This is a genomic window from Aminobacter sp. 01T433, assembly GCF_056398585.1.
On record NZ_JBFTPR010000002.1, the window covers coordinates 24,053 to 45,767 of the forward strand.

General features: G+C 61.6%; 13 protein-coding genes. 11 read left to right on the forward strand and 2 right to left on the reverse strand.

The genetic code is table 11. The features are described from left to right. Positions 1-368 precede the first annotated feature (368 nt). Entirely contained in the window at positions 369-3,650 is a 3,282-nt protein-coding gene (locus AC1DLV_RS03170; RefSeq protein WP_476798124.1) for an autotransporter family protein, read from the forward strand. A 306-nt stretch (positions 3,651-3,956) separates the two neighbouring features. On the opposite strand, the gene AC1DLV_RS03175 is transcribed toward AC1DLV_RS03170, so the two are convergent. Next, positions 3,957-6,026, reverse strand: coding sequence for a serine/threonine-protein kinase (locus AC1DLV_RS03175; RefSeq protein WP_476798125.1), 2,070 nt, complete (start codon positions 6,024-6,026; stop codon positions 3,957-3,959). Between the two features lie 300 nt (positions 6,027-6,326). Between AC1DLV_RS03175 and AC1DLV_RS03180 the strand changes: the two genes are divergently transcribed. After that, on the forward strand, positions 6,327-9,029 hold the full coding sequence (locus AC1DLV_RS03180; protein WP_476798126.1) for a caspase family protein: 2,703 nt from the start codon (positions 6,327-6,329) through the stop codon (positions 9,027-9,029). Positions 9,030-9,339: 310 nt separating this feature from the next. Here AC1DLV_RS03180 and tssH read toward each other — a convergent pair whose 3' ends face one another. Next, on the reverse strand, positions 9,340-12,102 hold the full coding sequence (gene tssH, locus AC1DLV_RS03185) for a type VI secretion system ATPase TssH (protein ID WP_476798511.1): 2,763 nt from the start codon (positions 12,100-12,102) through the stop codon (positions 9,340-9,342). A gap of 265 nt (positions 12,103-12,367) precedes the next feature. Between tssH and tssA the strand changes: the two genes are divergently transcribed. From tssA to tssJ, 9 genes are read left to right on the forward strand one after another with little or no spacing between them, the layout of a single operon-like run. Beyond that, positions 12,368-13,534: a type VI secretion system protein TssA gene (tssA, locus tag AC1DLV_RS03190; RefSeq protein ID WP_476798127.1), complete on the forward strand. Its 1,167-nt coding sequence runs from the start codon at positions 12,368-12,370 to the stop codon at positions 13,532-13,534. A 6-nt stretch (positions 13,535-13,540) separates the two neighbouring features. Continuing rightward, positions 13,541-14,080: a type VI secretion system contractile sheath small subunit gene (tssB, locus tag AC1DLV_RS03195; RefSeq protein ID WP_476798128.1), complete on the forward strand. Its 540-nt coding sequence runs from the start codon at positions 13,541-13,543 to the stop codon at positions 14,078-14,080. A gap of 4 nt (positions 14,081-14,084) precedes the next feature. After that, entirely contained in the window at positions 14,085-15,587 is a 1,503-nt protein-coding gene (gene tssC, locus AC1DLV_RS03200; RefSeq protein WP_476798129.1) for a type VI secretion system contractile sheath large subunit, read from the forward strand. 27 nt (positions 15,588-15,614) lie between these two features. Beyond that, complete coding sequence (locus AC1DLV_RS03205) at positions 15,615-16,082, forward strand: Hcp family type VI secretion system effector (protein ID WP_476798130.1); 468 nt, start codon at positions 15,615-15,617, stop codon at positions 16,080-16,082. Further along, on the forward strand, positions 16,069-16,830 hold the full coding sequence (tssE, locus tag AC1DLV_RS03210) for a type VI secretion system baseplate subunit TssE (protein WP_476798512.1): 762 nt from the start codon (positions 16,069-16,071) through the stop codon (positions 16,828-16,830). The genes AC1DLV_RS03205 and tssE overlap by 14 nt, the downstream gene beginning before the upstream one ends. A 2-nt stretch (positions 16,831-16,832) precedes the next feature. Further along, entirely contained in the window at positions 16,833-18,707 is a 1,875-nt protein-coding gene (gene tssF, locus AC1DLV_RS03215) for a type VI secretion system baseplate subunit TssF (protein WP_476798131.1), read from the forward strand. Continuing rightward, positions 18,671-19,735 carry a type VI secretion system baseplate subunit TssG gene (gene tssG, locus AC1DLV_RS03220; RefSeq protein WP_476798132.1) on the forward strand — a complete coding sequence of 355 codons (1,065 nt, stop codon included), beginning with the start codon at positions 18,671-18,673 and terminating at the stop codon, positions 19,733-19,735. Before tssF ends, tssG begins: the two co-directional genes overlap by 37 nt. Next, positions 19,732-21,234: a type VI secretion system-associated FHA domain protein TagH gene (tagH, locus tag AC1DLV_RS03225; protein ID WP_476798133.1), complete on the forward strand. Its 1,503-nt coding sequence runs from the start codon at positions 19,732-19,734 to the stop codon at positions 21,232-21,234. The genes tssG and tagH overlap by 4 nt, the downstream gene beginning before the upstream one ends. A 3-nt stretch (positions 21,235-21,237) precedes the next feature. After that, positions 21,238-21,690, forward strand: a complete 453-nt coding sequence (tssJ, locus tag AC1DLV_RS03230) for a type VI secretion system lipoprotein TssJ (protein WP_476798134.1) — start codon at positions 21,238-21,240, stop codon at positions 21,688-21,690. Positions 21,691-21,715 lie beyond the last annotated feature (25 nt).

Sequence of the window (21,715 nt, forward strand, 5' to 3'; positions counted from 1 at the left end):
TCAATGCGGTTGGCCCGCGCCATCAAGGCTGTATCCCTCAAAAAGCTCAGAAATTTACAGCCGCCCCCTAGGGGCAGACGGCCTGTCATACCCAGCTGCCCAAGCCGAGCGTTAGTGAGTGTTAGCGATTGCCTAAAAGCAACATCCACCCATCAATATGAAATCCCTCACGCTCGAATACTTGCGTGAGGCAGAATATACGCGCACGCTGATGCGGGCTGTTGGGGCGTTAACGGAGGTGTTCCGTGAGCCCTATGGTTTTGCCCCGCATTCTGTCTCGGCAACACTCTGCAAAACCATCCAGCGCAATATTTCGAAACCTGTTCGCGACCTCTTCGCTGGTCGCAATCACTTCATCGCTAAGCGCCATGCTTTCGACGCTTGGTCCCGCAGATGCGCAGACAGTCGGACCGGGCACGGTAACCACCACCGTCAACGTCGCCGCCGGAACCACCACCGTGCTCGGCAGCACCACCGTTTCGACGACCGGCGCCACCAATGCGAGCAACGTCACAGGCGGGACGCTGGTCATCGACAGCTCGGCGGGAGCGACCCCCGGCTCGATTGTCTTCCAGACCGTCAACGGCAATGCGTTGCAGGCCAATGGCGGCACGATCAGCGTGCCGAATGGCAGCCTGAGCATCCAGACGGTGGGCGGCCACGCTGTGCTTGCCAACGGAGCTGCGAGCAGCGTCACCCTCAACCGCGTTTCGATCACCACGACCGGTGTCGGCGCGGCGCTTGCCGCGATCGGCGGCACGATCAATGCCAGCAACACGGTCGTCAATAACACAGCCACCGCCGGCCCGACCATTTCGGCCGGCCATGGCGCCATCGCCGAGAGCGGCGGCACGATCTTCCTGCACACCGGCACCAGCATCACGACCGCAGCCTTCAATGCCGTCGGGCTCGGGGCTTCGGGCGCCAACAGCCGCGTAGTTCCCGACGTGCTCATCCCGGTGACCATGAACGGCCGCGGCGCGATGGGGATCTATGTTCATGACGGCGGCCAGGTGACGCTATTGCCCGGCTCAACACTGCAGATGAATGGAACCAGCAGCGTGGGTGTTGGCGTGGACAACACCACCGTTGCGCTCGGCACGATCGGCAGCGGCCTGACGATCAACTTCAACGCAGTCGGGGTTGCGGGACAGGCGGGAGGCACGGGCCTGTTTGCCGTCAATGGCGGCTCGCTCGCCATCGCGAATGTGACCGTCACAGGCACCAATGCCGCTGCAGGCGCCTGGGCGACCGCCAACAGCAGCATCACGATCTCGGGTCAAAGCGTCATCAACATCAATTCCGCCCAGAACCCGACCGCCTACATCCTCCAGACGGCGAACCTCGTCACGCCGGACGGCCCCGTGGCGTCAAGCTTCAGCGTGGTCAGTGCGATACCGGTGAGCGGCCTGCTCGCGCAGGGCGCCGGCGCGTTGATCACGAGCATTGGCACCACGATCAACGTAACCTCCAGCAACGTCTTCGCCGCTGGCGTCGACGCGGGCCTCGGCGGCACGGTTGATATGACCGCCAACATCATCACCACCACCGGCGCGAATTCCTTCGGTGTACGGGTGGATTCCAACGGTACGGTCATTGGCCGCGATTCTCGCGTGACGACCTCCGGCGGCGGTGCCGCGCTGTTCATCAATGGCGGGCCAGGTTCGATTGATCTCACCAACACCGCGGTGCAGGCGAACGGACCCAATACGGTTGGACTGGCATCGCTCAATCAGACGCCGGCCACGATCAATAGTGTCCGCCTGGCAGGCGGAAGCCTTGTCAGCAGCGCCTCGACCGCAGTTGAGGCGCAAGGCCCGCTGAACCTCACGGCAACCAATGGCGCGGTGATAACCGGCGGCGGCGGCTTGTTGATCGAAACCTTCGCCAGCACATTCGGCCCGGCGCAACCGACCGCCGTCCAGTTCGACGCCTCGAATGGCAGTGTGCTTACCGGTGATGCGTTGATCGCGGCGCAAACGACAACCAACATCAGCCTTGCCACCGGCTCGCATTGGACGGGTGCGGCTTTCAACGTCACCAATGTATCGGTCGACCCGACCAGCATCTGGACCATGACGGCGAGTTCGACCGTCTCGCAGCAGACGACGAACGCCGGTCTGATCGATGTCATCCCGCCGGCCGGCGATCCGCGTTTGCTTACGAGCTACAAGACGCTGACGACGCAGAACTATGTCGGCCAGGGCGGCAGGCTGGCGCTGAACACTTATCTTGGCGCCGATGGGGCTCCCTCCGACCGGCTGGTCATCAATGGCGGCACGGCGACGGGCTTGACCACGCTGGTCGTCAGGAACACGAATGGTCCGGGCGCCTTGACCCTTTCCGACGGCATCAAGGTGGTCGACGCCATCAATGGCGCGACGACTGCGAACGGATCGTTTGCGCTCCAGGGCGAATTTGTCACGGCGGACGGCCAACCAGCGGTGGTCGGCGGCGCCTACGCCTATACGCTGTTCCACAATGGCGTCACCGATCCCAGCGACAGCGATTGGTATCTGCGCTCGTTCCTGATCCCGCCTCCCGGACCACCCACGCCACCCGAACCGCGTTATCAGCCCGGCGCACCGCTCTATGAGGTCTATCCGCAGCATCTTCTGGCGCTCAACGGTGTGCCGACGCTGCAGCAGCGTGTCGGCAACCGCTACTGGAACGAACCAGCACCAGCACCCGAGACGGTGTTCTGCAAGGACGCCTCGCAGAACTTCCGCTGCCCGGTCACCGGCGCGCAGGCGCAATATTATGCCGGCACCGATGGCCACCAGGCTCTGATCGAGGACCAGCGGGCTATCTGGGGCCGCATCGAGGGCGCGCACAATCATATCGAACCGGCCGTCACCACCTCTGGCACTGACTACGACACCGATGTGTGGAGGCTACAGGCCGGCCTCGACGGGCTGCTGCACGAGGCGGAGGACGGCTCGAAGCTGATTGGCGGCATCACGGTGCATTTCGGCCAGGCCTCGAGCGACGTCTCCTCGTTCTTCGGCGATGGCGACATCAACACCAATGGCTATGGGTTCGGCGGCACACTGACCTGGTATGACCAAAACGGCTTTTATGTCGACGGCCAGGCCCAGCTGACCTGGTTCAACAGCGACCTGACCTCGAAGGCACTTGGGCTTGAGACGCCGACCCTTGTCGATGGCAATGGCGGCTTTGGCTACGCGCTGTCGCTGGAAACCGGCAAGAAGTTCGCCCTCAACGAGGCCTGGACGCTGACCCCCCAGGCCCAGCTTGCCTATTCGAATATCCATTTCAGCCGCTTCACCGATGTCTTCGGCGCCGATGTTGCGCTCGACAGCGGCGACGCCCTGCTTGGCAGGCTTGGCATCTCCGCCGACCATGACCAGAACTGGAAGGACGAGGAAGGCAAGACCAGGCGCAGTCATCTCTACGGCATCGCCAACCTCTTTTATCAGTTCCTCGACGCCACCCAAGTCGATGTTTCCGGCGCCAAGTTCGAGAGCCGTCCCGACAGGCTCTGGGGCGGCCTTGGCCTCGGTGGTTCCTACAACTGGAACGACGACAAATATTCGGTCTTTGGCGAGGTCTCGGTCAACAGCTCGCTGGAAAACTTCGGCGACAGCTATGCCCTTGCCGGCACAGCCGGCTTCAGGGTCAAGTGGTGAGCTAGGCCCGTCAAAATTGGCGGTGGCTCTCAGTGGAAGATGCCGCCGGAGCCCGCCAAATAGCATCTCAGATCAAGGTCCGGAGCAATCCGGATCTTGTGCGCGGCCCCATCCCAACAGGCCGCGGGCGATCGGCGCGTCAGACCCCACCCGCGCGTTCCAGGCAGTTGCGTCCCAACACATATCTTCGATGTATTGCCCTTGGTGATACATCGGAGCGATCGCAAAAAACGTGGATTTGAAAGATATCATGGCCTGCTGGTCAGCTACGAAGCTTGAAGTAATCGCAGCCCCATGCGCAACCGCTCAACGGTCGAACAGGAAATAGCCGAAGGCGACGCCGGCCCCGTTCTGTTGCGCCTCGATCTCAGTGCGGATCTTGGGGAACAGATCTGACGCCAACTCGGGATCCTTAATGTCAGCCGACTTGATGCCGTTGTCGCTTGCAAGCGCCACGATGAGATGCGGCTCCGGTGCCGATGCCTCCTGGTCGTTGAGCGGGAAGAGCTTCATGCTGAAGGAGGCTTCGTCAGCTCCGGTTTTCTTCAGCAGACTGGCGAAATTGTAGACCACGCCGTCCTTGCCGATCAAAAGCAGATTGATGTCGCGGCTGCCGGTCCCGCTCAACTTGCCCTGGAGCGAGTCCCCGACCTTGAGATTGTCCTTGCTCAGTTCGAGGATTGGTCCGTTGCCCTTGTCCGGGTGCACGGCCTCCAGGAAATCGGCCACGGGGCACTGCTCTCTTTCGATCATCCTCGGATTGACGACCGGACCAGCCCCGAAGGCGGAAGCAAAATCCCGGGAAAGTTTGTCGAACGGCGCTTTTGAGGTCGCGAGCCCCTCCACCTGGGGACGCGGTGCTAAGGCGTCCGCGACCGTGACGTAGAAGCATGGGCCGCCGTCAAAGGCTTTGAACCACTCCGCCACGGTGATCGCAGCCTTTGGAGCTGGTTGGACAGCCACCTCCTTGATCGGCTCCGGCGGTTTTGGCTTGACGATTTCGGGCGGCGCCGGCGGTTTCAGCTCAGTTTCGGCCGCAGGCGGGTTTTTTGCCGGCGGCTCCTGAGACGGGATGGGGTCCTTGGGAGGCGCGGGCGTAAGCTTGCCGCTGGCAGCTTCATCACTTGGCGTCAACGGTGTGCTGCCGGGCAGAAAGCCACCCAGAAACCCCGAAAAGTAGGCACCGCCGCCCGCCGCTACCAGCGCAACCAGCATGACAGTACCGATCACCGCGCCACGTCCGGATTTTGACGGTTCACGGAGAGGCAGTGGTCGCGAACCTGTTTTCTGCCACTTGTCCGGCGCGGATTTACCAGTCGCTCCGGCGTTGCGCCACGGAGCGTCGCGCGGCAACAGGGCTTCAGGCGGTTGAGGCTTTTGCCCAGCAGCGCCTGAGCCCGGCGGTCGCCAGGCAAGTTCCACAGGCTTGCGCTGCTCCTGATCACGCTGGGCGTCGACCCCTGGAAATGTTCCAGGCGCTGCCGTCACTCCACTCGTCTCGCGCAGCCACTCGACGATCACTGCAGCACTTTCCGGGCGATCCCTGGGGTCCGGCTGGAGCATGGATTCAAGCAGCGGCAGCAGATTTGGGTCAACACCTGTCAGGTCGGGCACAGTCCGCCGCTTTTCGATCACCTCGACCGGCGAGCCCCCCATATCGAGCTGCTTGCCGCGCAATGCCGCTGCAAGCACCAGCCCAAGACTGTAGATGTCCGACTGCTCGGTGACTTCACCGCCGAACAAGCCAAGCTGCTCGGGCGAAACGAAACTGTATTTGCCAGCGAAGCTGCCGCCGAGCAGCGTGCCGCCGCCAACTTCAGCCGAGCGCGCGATACCGAAATCGATGATCTTGGTCTTTTCGACCTTTCCGCCCGGCAGCACGATGTTGTCGGGCGACAGGTCCCGGTGAATGACGCCCGCCTCATGAGCGACAGAGAGTCCGGACGCCACCCTGGCCAGCATCTTGCGGGCTTCCCGCGTATCGAGCGGCCCGTTGCGGATGCGCTCGCCCAGCGACTGCCCATCGACAAACTCCATGGCGAGATACGGCCTGCCGATCGTCGGGTCGATCGTGAACACGTGATAGCGCACGATGGCGTCGTTGGAGAGATGGTTGAGAATCGAGGCCTCTTTGCGAAACAGCGCGAGAATGCCCTGGTCGCGGGCGAATTCGCGCAGAACGAGCTTGATCGCCACAGGGTCGCCAGTCTGGATGTTGTGGCCGCGATAGACCTCGCCCATGCCGCCCGTGGCGATGTGCTCGTCGATCTCATAGATGCCGTTGAGCTGGACGCCCTTGTGAACACCGCTATCGGGCGCGATGCGTGTCTTGTCCTCCGGCGTCATGACCTGGTTCCATCCATGCGTGAGCGCCATCCGGCCATTGCTTCACACCCGCGGTATTTGGATCATGCCTCGACAATAACACGGATCTTCGTGATGGGCTCTTCTCTTGCCGGTCCCTTGGTTCGTGCAATTTCGAGTGTGGTTGATCGCCGTTGACAGCTTTCCTCACAAGGAGGATGCTGATCTTTTAAGAATGTAAGCCGTGCCAAGCCTTTAAAGACTGCAATCCTAAAGGGGGCAGTAATGGTATGCGGGGGCTGCTTGCCTGCTCGCAATATTGGCCTTGTCGCACGTCTAACCGGCGCCGTATTGGCGTGCGGCCTCTTACTATTGCTTGCTGTTGGCACGGTTCTCGCTGCCGACGGCGTGTCTGGTCGCCGCGCCGCCCTGGTCATTGGCAATTCGGCCTACGAGCATCTCGCCAAGCTTCCCAATGCAACCAATGACGCGGACCGCATCCGCGACGTGCTGGAGCGGGCGAATTTCGAGGTTACGCTCGGCAAGGACCTGAACAAGAAGGGTCTTGAAGAAACCATCCTCGGCTTCCTCAGGACGCTCAACGATGGCGACGTCGCGCTGTTTTACTACAGCGGGCATGCCGTGCAGGTTGGTGGCCACAACTTCATGCTGCCGGTCGATGCCAGCTTGGAGACCTCCTATGATCTCGAGGTTCAGGCCTACAACATGTCGAGCCTGCTCGAATATATGCGCGAGACCTCGTCGCTGCAGATCGCGATACTGGACGCCTGCCGCGACAATCCCTTCGCCAACAATTCCTACTATGTCGGCCAGAACAAGGTCGCCGTCGAAGGCAAGAAAGGACTTGCGTCAGTCGCCCCCGAAAATGGCACGCTGATCGTCTATTCGACCGCGCCCGACAAGGTGGCGCTGGACGGCAATAACGGCCTCAGCCCCTTCACCGGCACCTTCGCCGAATATGCTTTGAAGCCCAATGTTGAGATCAGGAAGCTGCTCAGCGATATCCGCGCCGAGGTCATCAAGCGCACCGACGGACGGCAGACGCCCTGGGACACATCGAGCCTGACTTCTTCTTTCTTCTTCGTGACCCGACAGAACCTTCTGATCATCGAGGATATGCGCGAGGTTCGTGTTCCGCCGCATTCCAAGGAAGTGGCGCTGCGCATTTCACCGCCAATCACCAGCGGCAACACAGCGCTGACCGTAAGCTTCACCAAGCTTCCGGACCAGGGAACGCTTTGGCTCGGCGACCAGCAGCTCAATTTGGACAGCAAGATATCAGCCGATCGGGTCGAAGAGGTTATATTCAAACCGGCCTCCGACGACATGACCAAGGAAGAGGTGCGCTACACCGTCATGACCGACGGAGGCCGAAGCGCGAGCGGCATTGTCCGGGTCGTTGTCGATGCCCAGGTGGTCGCACAAGTGCCGGTCAAACCTTCTTTGACCATCCAGCAAGGCGAAGAACCGCAACCGCAGCAGGCCGAAACGGCCAAGCCGATCCTGGTCGCCATGGCATCAGATATCGGCACCGGCTTTGCCGCCATGCCTGACGAGGTCGTGCGATCCAGCGCGCCGACCGGCTGGCTCCGCCTTCAAAGCCGCGACCCCGAAACCCAGGTGGCGGTCGGCGGGCAGATCGTCTCCGAAGGTGACCTGATCAAGGCCGAGGACATAACCAAGCTGCGCATCCGACCGTCGCTCAAGGTGGTGAGTGCTGCCGATAGCGACGCGCCGGCGGTCAAGACCATTTCCGCAACCACACAAGCCAAGCCGCACGACGCGAGCACGGACAGCATGGAGGTCAAGCCGATCCCCTTGCCTGCGGACAAGAAAGCCGCCAGTGCTCCGGTGCGCACAGTCGTTCTGGTTCCGGCGATCAAGACCGCCACCCCGGCGCCGATCACCATCAACGTGGCTGTCTCCGTCAACGAATGCGACACGCTTGCCGCCGAGCCGCTCGACGTTCAGGCCGTATCCGCTGGCAAGCTGCCAAATGACATCGACGTGCCCAAAGCGCTGACGGCATGTAAGGCGGCGGTGAGCGAACATCCGGATGTCGCACGTTTCAAATATCAGTATGCGCGCGCGCTTTATGCCGAAGGCGATTTCAAGGAGGCGCTTGCGGAACTCAACGCCGCGAGCGATCAAGGACATGTCCGGGCGAGCTATCTGCTTGGCAGGCTTTATCAATTTGGCGCGGCTGTGGAACATGACCCCAAGCGCTCCATTCCTCTGTACGAATCGGGAGCAAAGAGAGGCGATCCGTATTCTCAGTACGCATTGGGCAAAGCGCTGGTACTAGGGCTTGGAACCAAGCCTGATGTCGAGAGAGGCATGGCGCTGATCACCAGTGCAGCCGAATCCGGTCATACCTATGCGATGAACATGCTCGGCACCGAGTATCTTTCAGGCGAGCATGTGAAGAAGGACGATGCGCGCGCGCTGAAATTCATCACGCAATCAGCAGATCGGGATGACATCTACGGTTTGGTCCTTCTCGGCATCCTATATCGCGACGGTACAGGGGTGCAGAACGATCCAAAACACGCCGCTGAACTGTTCGAGAGGGCGCGTACACAGGGCCATCCATATGCTGGCAGGCTGCTCGGCCGCTTAGCTCAACGAGACAAAAATGCTGATGCTGCGACGATTGCCGGCTGGTACCGAGAAAGCGCCGAACGGGGCGACGCTTGGGGCGCTTACTATGCCGCAGAAATTTTGAAGGATAATCCAGCGCTGCAACATGACAGCGGCGAGATGGTGCGCCTCTACGCGCTTTCCGCGTCGCACAACTTCAAGACAGCTTCCGATCAAGCGAAGGCAGCTTTGGGCCGCATAGACAATTTGGCGATCGGCAAGGAAGTGCAACTGGCGCTCAAGCGTGCGGGCCAAGATGTCGGCGACATCGACGGAAAGCTTGGTGGTCGAACACGCGAGGCAGCCAAGGCTGTTCTGGGGGCGGCGGCACCTCGCGATCCTCGGGAGCTCCTGATTGCCCTCCTCCACAAGGAATGGATCGATACACGGCCACGACTGGACATGCTGGGCTAAAAACGGAGACGCTACATGCGATCGCTTACCCTCAGGCTTCTTCTGGCGACCGCGCTCTTGCCGCTAGGGGGATGTGGTTCAATGTGGACAGCCGGCGACCCGCCGGTCGCCCAGCCGGCGCAGGTCAAGAACGCAACTCCGAAGCGAATGGCCGCGCCAGTCAAAGTAGCAGCGCCGGCTAAGAGCAACGCTGTTAAGAGGCCAGTTGTTGCGGCGACCCCCGCCAGCGAAGGCAATAGTGGTACCGACAATGGCGACAGAGGCAGCGCTTGGTAGCATGTCATGCTGAGTATAATCAGGACGACCTCGCCTACCTGAACTCGTAGGTAAATCCTTCGTCTGACGCACCGACCGTCACTTTGGAAAGTTTCTCGCCGTCGAGCGAGCGGTTGAGTACGCCGCGGCTGAGTTCCGGCAGCAACGTATTGGTCAGGATCGCGTCTATCATGCGGCCGCCGGACTCGACTTCGGTGCAGCGCGTCTTGATCAGTTCCATCACGCCATCGCCGACTACCAGTTCCGCGCCGTGACTGGTTTGAAGCCTCCGTGCAATCTTGCCGAACTGGTGCCGCGTGATCGCCTCGATCATCGAATCCGACAGCGGATAATACGGGATGGTCACCACACGCCCGATGAAAGCGGCGGGAAATACCTTAAGCAGCGGCGCGCGTAGTGCTGCGTCGAGGCTCTCCACCTTCTCGCGCAGCTCGCCGCCCTTGGTCTTTTGCATGATGACTTCGGAACCGACATTCGACGTGAGCAGGATCAGCGTGTTCTTGAAGTCGATCCGCCGGCCCTCGCTGTCGTCCATCATGCCCTTGTCGAAGACCTGGAAGAAGATCTCGTGCACGTCTGGATGCGCCTTTTCGACCTCGTCGAGCAGGATCACTGAATAGGGCCGGCGCCGCACTGCCTCGGTCAGGATGCCGCCCTTGCCGTAGCCGACATATCCAGGCGGCGCACCCTTGAGCGTCGAGACCGTATGCGCTTCCTGGAACTCAGACATGTTGATCGAGATCAGGTTCTGCTCGCCGCCGTAGAGTGTTTCGGCGAGAGCCAGCGCGGTTTCCGTCTTGCCGACGCCCGACGGTCCGCACAACAAGAAGACGCCGACCGGCTTTTCCGGCGCGCCGAGCCCGGCGCGGCTGGTTTGCACGCGCTTGGCAATCATCTCCATTGCATGATCCTGACCGACCACGCGCTCGGACAGCGTCTGAGCCAGGCGCAACGCCTTTTCGGTCTGGCTCGTCAGCATCCGGCCCGTTGGAATGCCGGTCCAATCCTGCACCACCGCCGCAACCGCATTGCGGTCGACGGAGAGCAGGATCAACGGCGTCTCGCCCTGTGCTTCGGCAAGCACCGCCATCAATTCCTTGAGCCGTGCCAAATCGGCGGCGGGGTCGGAGGCTGGTTCAGTTGCGGTCGCCGTTTCGACTGGCGCTGACTGGGCGGCGTCATCATTGGCGGCGACCGGCTCCTCGATTGCCTCGCCCTTCGGAGGCGTCTCCGCAACGACAGGATCGAGCGCCACGCCAAGCCCGCGCAATCTGGCACGCAATTCGAGGATCCCAGCAACGACTTCCTTCTCTCGATCCCAGCGCGTCTGGGCAGAGGCGAGCGCTATGTCGGTATCAGTCAGTCCCGTCTCGACGCGAGATTGACGCTCGTCGACATCGATGCCGATGGCGGCCTCGCGTCCTATAATGCCTTGTTCAACCTCCAGCGCCTGCCTTCGGCGCATCAGGTCCTCAACCTCGCCCGGCCGGGAGTGCTGCGAGATGGCGACGCGAGCACACGCGGTGTCGAGCAGGCTCACCGCCTTGTCGGGAAGCTGGCGCGCGGGAATATAGCGGTGCGAGAGTTTTACCGCCGTCTCGATCGCCTCGTCGAGGATCTGCACCTGATGGTGCTTTTCTAGCACGCCGGCAATACCGCGCAGCATCAAGATAGCGGTCGCCTCGTCGGGCTCGTCGATCTTGACCACCTGGAAACGGCGAGTGAGTGCAGGGTCCTTTTCGATGTGTTGCTTGTATTCGGCCCAGGTGGTCGCCGCGATCGTGCGAAGCTCGCCGCGGGCCAGTGCTGGCTTGAGCAGGTTCGCCGCATCGCCTGTGCCCGCAGCGCCTCCGGCGCCGATCAGTGTGTGCGCCTCGTCGATGAACAGGATCACCGGCGTCTCGGAGGATTGCACCTCGTCGATAACTGCCTTCAGCCGCTTCTCGAACTCGCCCTTGACGCTGGCACCGGCCTGCATCAGCCCGACATCGAGCATGCGCAGGCTCACACCTTGCAACATTGGCGGAACATCGCCTTCTGCGATACGCAGCGCGAACCCTTCGACAACCGCCGTCTTACCGACGCCTGCCTCGCCGGTCAGGATCGGATTGTTCTGCCGCCGCCGCATCAAGATGTCGACGATCTGGCGGATTTCCGGGTCGCGGCCGACGACGGCATCGATCTTGCCGTCTCGTGCCCGTTGGGTGAGATCTGTCGCATATTTCGCAAGCGCCGACTCCCCGCCCGGCGATGGGCGCCGCGGAGCCTCAGCAGAGGGTGCCGCAGCACCAGTGGTCGATCCCTCAAGCGAGCCGTCGACCACGTCAGCGAAACGCGAGATCACGCCATCCGCGTCGATCTTGTCGAATTCCGTGCTGATCTTCGACACCAGCCCTTCGAGGACCGACGTCTTCAGGCATGCGAGGATGATGTGGGCGCTGCGCACCTCTTCGCTGCCGAATTGGAGCGTCGCCAGGTTCCAGGCTTCCTGGATGGCGTGAAATATGTGGTCGGAGAATTCCTCGATCGAGGTCGCGCCATAAGGCAGCTTGTCGACCGAGCGCGTCATGTCGCTGGCGATGCGGGCAGCATCAACGCCCGCATCGGCCAGGATCATCTGAACGTCCGAGCGATCTGAAAGAACAAGTTGTTCAATGAAATGAACGAGTTCAACGTACGGGTTACCACGCAGCTTTGCGGCGTCGGCTGCCGCCTTGAAGGCGCGCAAGCAGGTGGGGTTGAGCTTGCCGACCAGTTCCTTGCGCTTGAAGCCTTGTGATGCCCTGCGCTGTTGCATGCCCTTTAGTTCCATGGAATTTCTCCAATGGCCGGACTGCGTTCGCAACAACTTGCCACACAAAGTACGACTTTACAAAGCCGTGCGCAGCCATGGCACCAGGGCACACGTTGGACCATCAGGAGCAGCCGCAACAATTCGTGGCAGGCTGGTTACCAAAGCTTAAGCGCTTCCCTCGACCAACTTTGAGCGAAGCCTGAATTGTGCTAAACCAAAGTGGAGTGGAATACCGGCGACTTCCGTCTTTTGAGACGTGGGGGGATGCGTGGTTGATCTTGCTCTTTGGCTCAACCCTTTGAACGGTGAAAACCCGTCAGGGGAAGATTTGCGCAACGATCCGCGCTTCCACGAACTAGAGCGCCTCGTCGAGCCCCAGGTCAATGTCGTCCACGACGAGCGCAACAAGCCTTCATCTCAGGTAAGCATCCCAGTCGATTGGACGGCTGTCCTTAGCAAGGCCGAGGAACTGCGCAGCCATGGGCGCGACCTTCGGCTCCTCACCCTCGTCACCCGTGCGCTTGCCAATGATCAGGGAATGACTGGGCTCGCTGAAGGTCTGACGCTGATTGGGCGAACATTCGACGAGCATTGGGAGACGATGCATCCGGCACTCAGGCCGAATGCGCCACCGCGCGAGGCAGCCCTCCGCCGCATCAATGCCTTGCTTGATTTGCAGAACGGCCAGGAGGGCTTGCTTGCAAATCTCCGGCAGATGACATTTTTCGCACCGCGCGGATTTGGCCCGATCACCGGTCGCGAACTTGAACTGGGTGCGCTTGACGATCGGGTCATGCTGCAGGAAGCGGCGCAAGGGTTGAACAGCACCGAGCGGGCAGCCCTGTCGAGCGCCCACGAACAGCTCTTGGCGAAATTGCGCAGTGCTTGTGCCGCTCAGGCGGACCTTGCCGGTTCGGCAATGGAGCAACTGATTGCCGACGCGCGTGCAGCGAGCGTGGCACTCAGCGGCGTCGACACAGCTCTCAACAAACGTCTCGAAACTACCGGACCGGCGGTGCCTGACCTGAAGAGGTTTCTCGACAGGATCCTGACCACGCTTGAACGCGGGTCGACCGCGCGCGCCGCGCCCAACGGCACAGCGAAGGCCGAATTCACGGAGGCCACACCCGCCACGGCGTCGCCAAATGGCCACGCAGTCGAACCGGCGGCAAACCATACGGGATCAGCCATGTCCCTCCCAGACCGCCTCTCCTCGCGCGACGACGTCGTCAGATGCCTCGATCTCGTCGTTGCCTTTTACGACCGCACCGAGCCGTCGAGCCCGATCCCGCATCTCGCCCGCCGCGTACGTCGCATGGTGCACATGGATTTCGTTGAACTGATGGAAGATCTCGCCCCCTCAGGGCTGAAGGAGTTCCGGCTCCTGGCCGGCGTACCAGACAGCAAGAAGACGCCTCAGAAGGATGAAAGGTAGCCAAGCATGCCAGCGGAAAGCAAAGCAAAGGTCATCGAGCGAAATCGCGCACCGCGCGTGCAGATCGCTTATGACGTTGAGACCTACGGCAGCCCAACGACGATCGAACTGCCCTTCGTTATGGGCGTGATGGCCGACCTTGCCGGCGCATCGCAGACCAAGGAAGCCCAAAAGACGGTACTGGACCGCACCTTTGTAGAGACCGATGCCAACAGGTTTCCGCGATTCATGGAAGCGCTCGGTCCCCGCGTGAAGGCGCGTGTAAAGAACACATTGCCCCAGGCTGAAGGCGAAGAGCGCGAGGAAGAGCTGGCGGTCGACCTCACATTCTCCAAGATGGGCGATTTCGCGCCCGACAAGATCGCCGAGCAAGTGCCGCAACTGGCCGAAATCCTCAAGATGCGCCGTCAGCTCGAGGAGTTGCTGGGCTTCATGGACGGCCGGGCCGACGCGGAAAAGCGCATCGCGCAGTTGCTGAACAACGAGCCGCTTCTCGGCAAGATCGCCAGCCAGGCGCTCTCCGACAGCGACAAGGTCGAGGAATAAAGCCATGGCCGAACAGCAAAAGAGCCCAACGGTCGCCGAGGCAGAGGCCATCGATCTCGGCGAATTCAGCGATCTTCTGGAGAAGGATTTCAAGGTCAAGAAGGACGATAGCGAGAAGCTGCAGCAGCTCGTCCGCAATCTCGCCCTTGCTGCTCAGTCGCGCTCCGACACCACCAGCATCTCGTCGAATGCGATCAAGTCGATCAAATCGCTGATATCTGGCATCGACAAGATGCTGACCGTCCAGCTCAACGAGATCCTGCACGCGCCGGAAGTCCGGGAGATGGAAGGCACCTGGCGCGGCCTCTGGTACCTCATCAACAACACCGAGACAGACCAGAAACTGAAGATCCGGGTGATGAACATCTCCAAGGAGCAGCTGGCTGATACGCTCGAAGACTATGAAGGCCAGATGTGGGACCAAAGCCCGGTCTTCAAGAAGGTTTACACTGACGAATACTCGATGTTCGGAGGCGAGCCCTTCGGCTGCCTGATTGGCGCCTACGAGTTCTCCAACCACCCGCGCGACGTTGGTCTTTTGCGCAACATTTCCGGCGTCTGTGCCTCGGCGCATACGCCGTTCATCGCAGCTGCCTCGCCACGCCTGTTCCGCATGGACAGCTGGCAGGAACTGCCCAATCCGCAAGATCTGCAGCAGATCGTCTCCAACCCGGCCTATGCGTCGTGGCAATCGCTGCGCGAGAGCGAGGATGCGCGCTACATCGGCCTTGCCATGCCGCGCGTTCTGGCGCGGCTGCCCTATGGCGCCGATACTGTTCCGGTCAAAAGCTTCGCCTTCGAGGAGGAAGTGCAGGGCGACCACCACAAATACATCTGGATGAACGCCGCCTTCCCGATGGGCGTCAACATCAACCGCAGCCACAAGCTGTTCGGCTGGGGCACGCAAATCCGCGGCGTCGAGAACGGCGGCACGGTGATCAATCTGCCGGTGCACAGTTTCCCCACCGACGACGGGTCGGTAGCGATGAAGTGCCCGACCGAAGTCGCCATCGACGACCGGCGCGAGGCGGAACTGGCAAAGCTCGGCCTGATGCCGATCCTGCACCGCAAGAACACCGATCTCGCGGCGTTCATTGGCGCCCATTCGTTGCAAGACGACGAAACCCGGGCCGGGCGGCTGGTCGATCCCGACGCTCAGTCCAACGAACGGCTGAGCGCCAACCTGCCCTATTTGTTCCCGGTTTCGCGGTTCGCCCACTACCTCAAGGCGATCGCCCGCGACAAGGTCGGCTCGTTTAAGGAACGCTCCGACATGCAGATCTGGTTGACCGAGTGGATCAACCGCTACGTGCTCGCCAATCCGGCCTTCGCCGACGACAAGGCGCGTGCCAAGCGTCCGCTCGCGGCGGCCGAGGTCCAGGTCGACAGTGTCGAGGGTCGACCGGGTTACTACAACGCCCGCTTTTACCTGCGCCCGCATTACCAACTAGAGGGAATAAATGCGTCGCTCCGGCTCGTGTCGGAATTGCCGTCAGTGAAGTCTTGATTTGTCTTTGCACAATGGAGAGAGACGATGCCAGACGAAGCAACAACAAAAATAGATGGGTTTTTGAAGGTCCCTGATATCACCGGCCCAAGCGTTCGCGACGGCCACGAAGATGAGATTGAGATCCACGGGATCGAATTCGACATGGTCGCCCCGCACGATCCAAATTCGCTGTCGCGAAGGGGTCGCGTTGCATTAGGTATGATCAAGTTCATCAAGAACTACGACAAGTCCTCTCCGTATCTGAAGAAAGCCCTCTTTGACAATAAACCGCTGGACGAAGTGGTGTTTTCGGCACGCCGCACCATCGACGGCGAGACCAGCGACTATCTTGTGGTCACCTTGTCGGATGCCTCGGTCGTTCAATACGACATGAAACCGAGCCTGGATGAACAGGACTTGATCGAGGAGCGGGTAGGCTTCGCCTACAAGAAGATCAAATTCAACTATGACGACAAGGACGAGGTCGAAATGGATGTCCATGTCGGCAAGTGATGGACAGGTACGGCGCAACGGCGCCGAAATCGCTGCGGCCACCGTCAGTCCGCGGGCGAAACGCGAGGCGGTCCAGCCTTCCCTTTGGGATCGCCTCGTCAATGATTTGCCGGGACTGAATTCGGAGATCGATGGGCTTCGGCACCTGCTGTTGGAGGAGTTGGGTGCAGAATGTCTCGACGGCTTTCTCGGCGGGGCCGCCCGGAATATCGACTCGGACCTTGAACTGACGCCCGATCAGAAGCGGCGCCTACACCGGCTCAGTTTTCAGAACAGGCAACGCGCCGAACTTGAGAGCCGGGGCGTTGTGGTCTCGGCGCACGTGCTGCGGGAGGCTGTGCGGCGTGACATCGAGGCGCTGTTCAACACCGAGCGCTTCGAAGCGACGCCGATGCTTTCCGACAGCGAGGCCGAACAGGCAGTCGATGACCCGCCCGATCTCGCAGACTTCCCCGAAGTGCGCCGAAGCGTCGTCAATTACGGCGTGCCGTCATTCTCCGGCCGGTCGTCTCGCGACTTTGATCGTGAAGTCCTGGCGCGCGAGATACGTCTGGTGCTGACCAACTTCGAACCGCGCCTCAAGGAAAGCGCGACGAAGGTGACAGTCAACCTTGGCGACAAGACCACCGGGCTCAAGATCGAGATCGACGCCGTGCTGATCATGACGCCAACGCCTGAGCGATTGCGGCTGCGCACCACGATAAATCTCGACAACGGCATGGCGCGGACCGATTTCAAGGAAGCCTGAACATGGATCGGATCTTCCTAGAGTATTACGAGGAGGAACTGACCCACATCCGCACGCTTGCGGCGGAGTTCGCCGACATGCATCCAGCTGTCGCGCGCAACCTGTCGCTCGACACCGCCCCCTGCCCCGACCCCTATGTCGAACGGCTACTCGACGGTGTCGCTTTCCTTGCCGCACGGACCCGACTGAAGGTCGATGCCGAGCGATCGAGGTTTGCACGCAGCGTTCTTGAAGTTCTCTATCCGGACCTACTTACGCCTGCGCCTGCGACGACCATGGCAGTGCTGAAGCCCAGCCAGCAGGTTCAAACGATGAGCGCTGGCCACGTCGTGAAGCGCGGCACCCGCCTGGTGGCCAGCCTGCAGCCTGGCCTGTCGACACGCTGCACCTTCACTACGGCTCAGGATGTTACCTTGTGGCCGATCGAGATCGCCTCCGTCGGCTACTACCAGGACCGCAGTGCGCTCGCCGCCGCTGGCATTGCTCCGATCGGCGCAGCAGTTTGTGAAGCAGCGCTGCGCATAACCATCGCCCGGACGGGCAAGGGCAAACTCAGCGAACTGGCGCTCGACCGGCTCGATTTGCACTTTGCCAGGCGCACGAAAGCAGCACAGCTATTCGACACGATCTTTGGCGTCTGCACCGCAATGGGCGCTCGTCAGGACGCCAAGTCGAGCAAGCTCGCCCCCCTGCCAATTCCCGAGATGATCGGGATCAGCGACGCGGAAGCGCTAATGCCGCGGACACGCCCGACCTTCGAGGGCTATCGGCTGCTGCGCGAATATTTCATGATGCCCGAGCGTTTCCACTATGCGCGCGTTCAAGGGCTGCAGCCTGTCGTGCGCAGCTGCGAGGCCGGGCTCGAAATCGTCTTCCTGCTGCGGCGCGCCGTAGCTGAGCTAGCCGACCTTGCCCCAGCCGATTTCGAACTGTTTGCGACGCCGCTGATCAATTTATTCGAGCGTGAATGCAACGTCATCGAACTCGATGCCCGCAAAACGCGACAGGTACTTTACGCCGACCGCACGCGGCCAAGGGATTTCGAAATCTTTCGGGTGACCCATGTCGAGGACGCCGAGGCCGAAGGGGCCGACGCGGAGATACCCGCGCTCTTCAGCCTTGGGCAGAACAGGGGCAATGGATGGGTCTACTCGACCGAACGCCGCCCGCGACGCGCGACTGAGGACGAGCGGCGCGAGGGCGTGACCCGCACCTCTTACACCGGCGACGACGTCTTTCTGGCGATCTCACGGCCAGCCGGCACCTCCACGGGGCGCCCGCTCAAGCGCATCGAAGTTACCGCTCTTTGCACCAACCGCGACCTGCCGATCCTCGACGACAACCCGACGCTGACGCTGGAAAGCGGTGACCCTGTCGAAGCGGTGAGGTTGCTTGGCGCGTTGCGAGCGCCCCAGCCTTCCATTCCGGCCACTCTGCCTGCCGGTGCCGATGCGGAATCCCGCGCCGACGAACTGGCCTGGCGGCTGGTGGCGCAACTCGCGCTCAATTTCCTCAGCCTTGCCAAGGACGGCCGCGGCGTCGATCCGCTGCACGCACTGCTCGACCTCTATGCCGATCGCGGCGACCCGGGGATAACTCGCCACGTCCGCTCGATCGTCCGCATCGACTCCCAACCGGTGATCGAAAGACTGGCGATACCAGGGCCGATGTGCTTCGGCCGCGGCACCGAAGTTATGCTCCATGTCGACCAGTCGGTGCTGTCGGGCCAAAGCTCGTTGCTGCTTTCCGCACTGCTTGCGCGGTTGTTTGCCCGCCACGCCGGTATCAACGGCTTCGTGCGCACCCGCACGCGGCTTCTCCAGAAACAGGAGGACGTGCCATGGCCGATGACGCCCGGCAACCGCTTCCTGATCTAGCAGCGCGTAACAGACTGACGGAGAGCTACGACTTCTTCGAGCTGCTTCGCCAACTTGAAAACCGGGGCAACGGTCTGTTCGGTCATTCCGGGCGACCGGACCGCGAGCCGGCGCGGCTGGGGCAGCATGTGCGCCTGGGCTTTTCGACCCAGGATGTTGTCAAGTTCGAAGAGGCGACAGACAAGAACGCCGCGCGCGTCACCGTCGCCAATCTGGGCTTGCTTGGCCCCGAGGGACCGCTTCCGCTGCATGTGACGCGTTGGGTGCTCGATCGGCTGTCGCAGCGCTGGTTTGCTGGTGCCGATGCGCATCAGACCAGCGACACGACCTTCGTCGATTTCGTCAACATCCTCCAGCACCGCATGATCGCCTTGTTCTATCGCGCCTGGGCCGATGCGCATCCGGGCGTGCAGGTCGAGCGTGCCGTCGGTGGCCGCATCCGCTCGATGCTCGAGGCCATGGCTGGCATCGGCCTTCCCGATACGAAAAATGCCGCGAACCCCGATCTCGATACAGTGAAGCTGCGGCAGGCTGCGGCACTTGCCGGCCAGGTCGATGGGCCAGAACGGCTCACCTTGTTCGTCGCAGAAGTTTTCAACGTGCAAGTCCGATTGAAGGAGTTCGTCGCTTCATGGCTGGAGATACCAGCGGCCCTGCAGACGAGGCTTGGTCAAGCCAGCGCTTCGCTGGGCAAAAGTGCGACCATCGGGCCCCGCAGCTTCAGCCGCCAGAACAGGGTCGAGCTGCGCATCGGTCCGCTCGATTTCGAGAGTTACAAAGCGTTCCTTCCCGGTAGCAAACGGCTACCTGTTTTGAAGCGCGCTATCCGCGACCTCATCGGCGAGTTGCTCGACGTCGATCTCAGGATCGTGCTGGCCCGTGCAGAGGTGCCGCCTGCTCGGATCGGCGCTGCGCAGCTTGGCCGAACGGCCTGGCTTGCGCCCCCTGCGGAAAGGGACGATGCTGAGGATATGCGCCTGCGGACGATCGTCGGTTGGCGGCCAGAAATGGCGGGGGTCGGGGCATGAGTTTGCTCCTCACGCTAGAGCAGGGACCGCGCGCTCAGGCAGTGCGCCAGACTCGGCTGGACAAGGGTGAACTGGTGATCGGTCGCAGTCCCGATGCGGATTGGCAGATCGACGACCCAGACATGTTCGTGTCACGCGCTCACTGCAAGATCACGGCGGAACAGGGTGGCTATATCGTCACCGATACCTCGAGCAGCGGCCTATTCATAGACGACGCCGGCAATCCGCTTGGATCAGGCAGTTCGGCACGGCTGCGCAATGGAATGCGGCTCAGGTTGGGCGACTATGTCGTTCGGGTCGAGCTGCAGCCAGAGGCCCAACCGTCGGCGCCAAAGTCATCGCCGCCTTCCAGGACATCGACACCTCAACCCGTACCGCCCACATCGCGGACATCAATCGGCTTGGGTGGGGATGATTTCTTCTCGGTCAAGACCAACGAAGAGCCTCAACGCCCGCGCCCTTCCGATCTTCCGAACCCGTTCGAGCATCCTGAACCTGGAGCGTTTCGCGCCTACGAGCGTGCCGGAGGTTCAGAGCGCAATTCGCCGGCCTTCGACGATCCGTTCAGTCTCGATCCGGTGGCAACCCCAGTTTCGACTGGACACAGCGATGACAGTCAAAATGGCACGTCCGCCTTTGCTGATCCATTTGGCCTCGCCCCAGTTGAAACACCACCTCCTAAGCCGAAGCCGGAACCAGTCGACCCGCAACCGTCATCGCTCGACGATGATTTTGGCCCCGCAGCCGTTCCACCACCACCGCCTGTTGCCGAGGTAAGGCCGGCTGAAAACAGAGCCGTCGACAAGCACCCCTCGCCCGCGCCTTGGGATTTACCGGCACGCCGGGCCGATGCACCTCCCCCACCGCCGCCGTCACTGCGAGCACGCCAAAAATCTGCCGCGGCTGCGGCACCGGCCGCCGCACATTCGGATAGCGCCCTGCGTGCGGCGTTCCTTCGTGGCATGGGCCTGGACGAAAGCGACGCCTCCGGCCGCGACGCGATCGTTGAAATGGAGAAATTCGGCCGCGAATACCGCTTGATGCTCGAAGGTCTTATGCAGCTCCTGCGCAAGCGTGCCGAGGAGAAAGGCAATGCGCGCATCGAGCAGACCATTGTCGGCTCGTCGGAGGTCAATCCGCTCAAATTCCTGCCGACTGTCGATGACGTGTTGGCAACCATGCTGGCCGAACGCAGCCCCGGTTTCCTCGCTGGCGAGCCGGCCATTGCCGATGCAGTCCGCGACCTCGCCCAACACCATGTTCGCGCTTGGCGCGGCCTGCAGGGAGCTCTTCGCCGCATGATCGATCGCTTCGATCCCATCGCGCTCGAAGAGGAGCTGAAATCGAGTTCGTCGTTCGAGACGCTGCTGGCCGGCGGCCGTAGCGCCAAGCTTTGGGATCTGTACAAGAAACGCCATCGCGAAATCGCCATAAGCGCCGAAACGCGCTTCATGGGCGAGATCGGAGCCGACTTCCGCAACGCATATGAAGAGGAGTGACGCATGATCGACCGGCGCGACTTCATTCTTGCTCTTGGCGCGACAGGACTGGTTACCGCCTGCCAAAGCGGGCCGCCGAAACCGTCCACGGTCACCGTCAATGTGAGCGGTCAAGCCGGCATGAATCCCGGACCCGGCGGCGGCGACAGGCCGGTTACCGTTCTGGTCATGCGATTGAAAAGCACGGGCAAGTTCAACTCCGCGGACTATTTCGCCCTGCAAGGTGATGCCGCCACAGCGCTAGGTGGCGACCTCATCGGCTCCGACCAGCTCGCCGTCGGCCCCGGTAAGGCGGCGTCTAAGACCATCACCGTTGAGCCGGAAGCGACCGCGCTCGGTTTTGTCGCGCTTGTTCGCGAACCAACGGGTCGAACCTGGCGAACGACGAAATCGGTCTCGCCAGGTTCGACGGCAACGATCGCCGTTAAGCTCGGCAGCGGAGGCATTTCCGCCTGACGCGGACTAAGAACGGAGTTCTCGA

What these genes read in the sequence shown, in the direction of transcription:
- AC1DLV_RS03170 (WP_476798124.1), top strand. Translation starts at nt 369, where the DNA reads ATGCTTTCGACGCTTGGTCCCGCAGATGCGCAGACAGTCGGACCGGGC.
- AC1DLV_RS03175 (WP_476798125.1), bottom strand. Translation starts at nt 6,026, where the DNA reads ATGGCGCTCACGCATGGATGGAACCAGGTCATGACGCCGGAGGACAAG.
- tssH (WP_476798511.1), bottom strand. Translation starts at nt 12,102, where the DNA reads ATGCAACAGCGCAGGGCATCACAAGGCTTCAAGCGCAAGGAACTGGTC.
- tssB (WP_476798128.1), top strand. Translation starts at nt 13,541, where the DNA reads ATGCCAGCGGAAAGCAAAGCAAAGGTCATCGAGCGAAATCGCGCACCG.
- tssC (WP_476798129.1), top strand. Translation starts at nt 14,085, where the DNA reads ATGGCCGAACAGCAAAAGAGCCCAACGGTCGCCGAGGCAGAGGCCATC.
- AC1DLV_RS03205 (WP_476798130.1), top strand. Translation starts at nt 15,615, where the DNA reads ATGCCAGACGAAGCAACAACAAAAATAGATGGGTTTTTGAAGGTCCCT.
- tssE (WP_476798512.1), top strand. Translation starts at nt 16,069, where the DNA reads ATGTCGGCAAGTGATGGACAGGTACGGCGCAACGGCGCCGAAATCGCT.
- tssF (WP_476798131.1), top strand. Translation starts at nt 16,833, where the DNA reads ATGGATCGGATCTTCCTAGAGTATTACGAGGAGGAACTGACCCACATC.
- tssG (WP_476798132.1), top strand. Translation starts at nt 18,671, where the DNA reads ATGGCCGATGACGCCCGGCAACCGCTTCCTGATCTAGCAGCGCGTAAC.
- tagH (WP_476798133.1), top strand. Translation starts at nt 19,732, where the DNA reads ATGAGTTTGCTCCTCACGCTAGAGCAGGGACCGCGCGCTCAGGCAGTG.
- tssJ (WP_476798134.1), top strand. Translation starts at nt 21,238, where the DNA reads ATGATCGACCGGCGCGACTTCATTCTTGCTCTTGGCGCGACAGGACTG.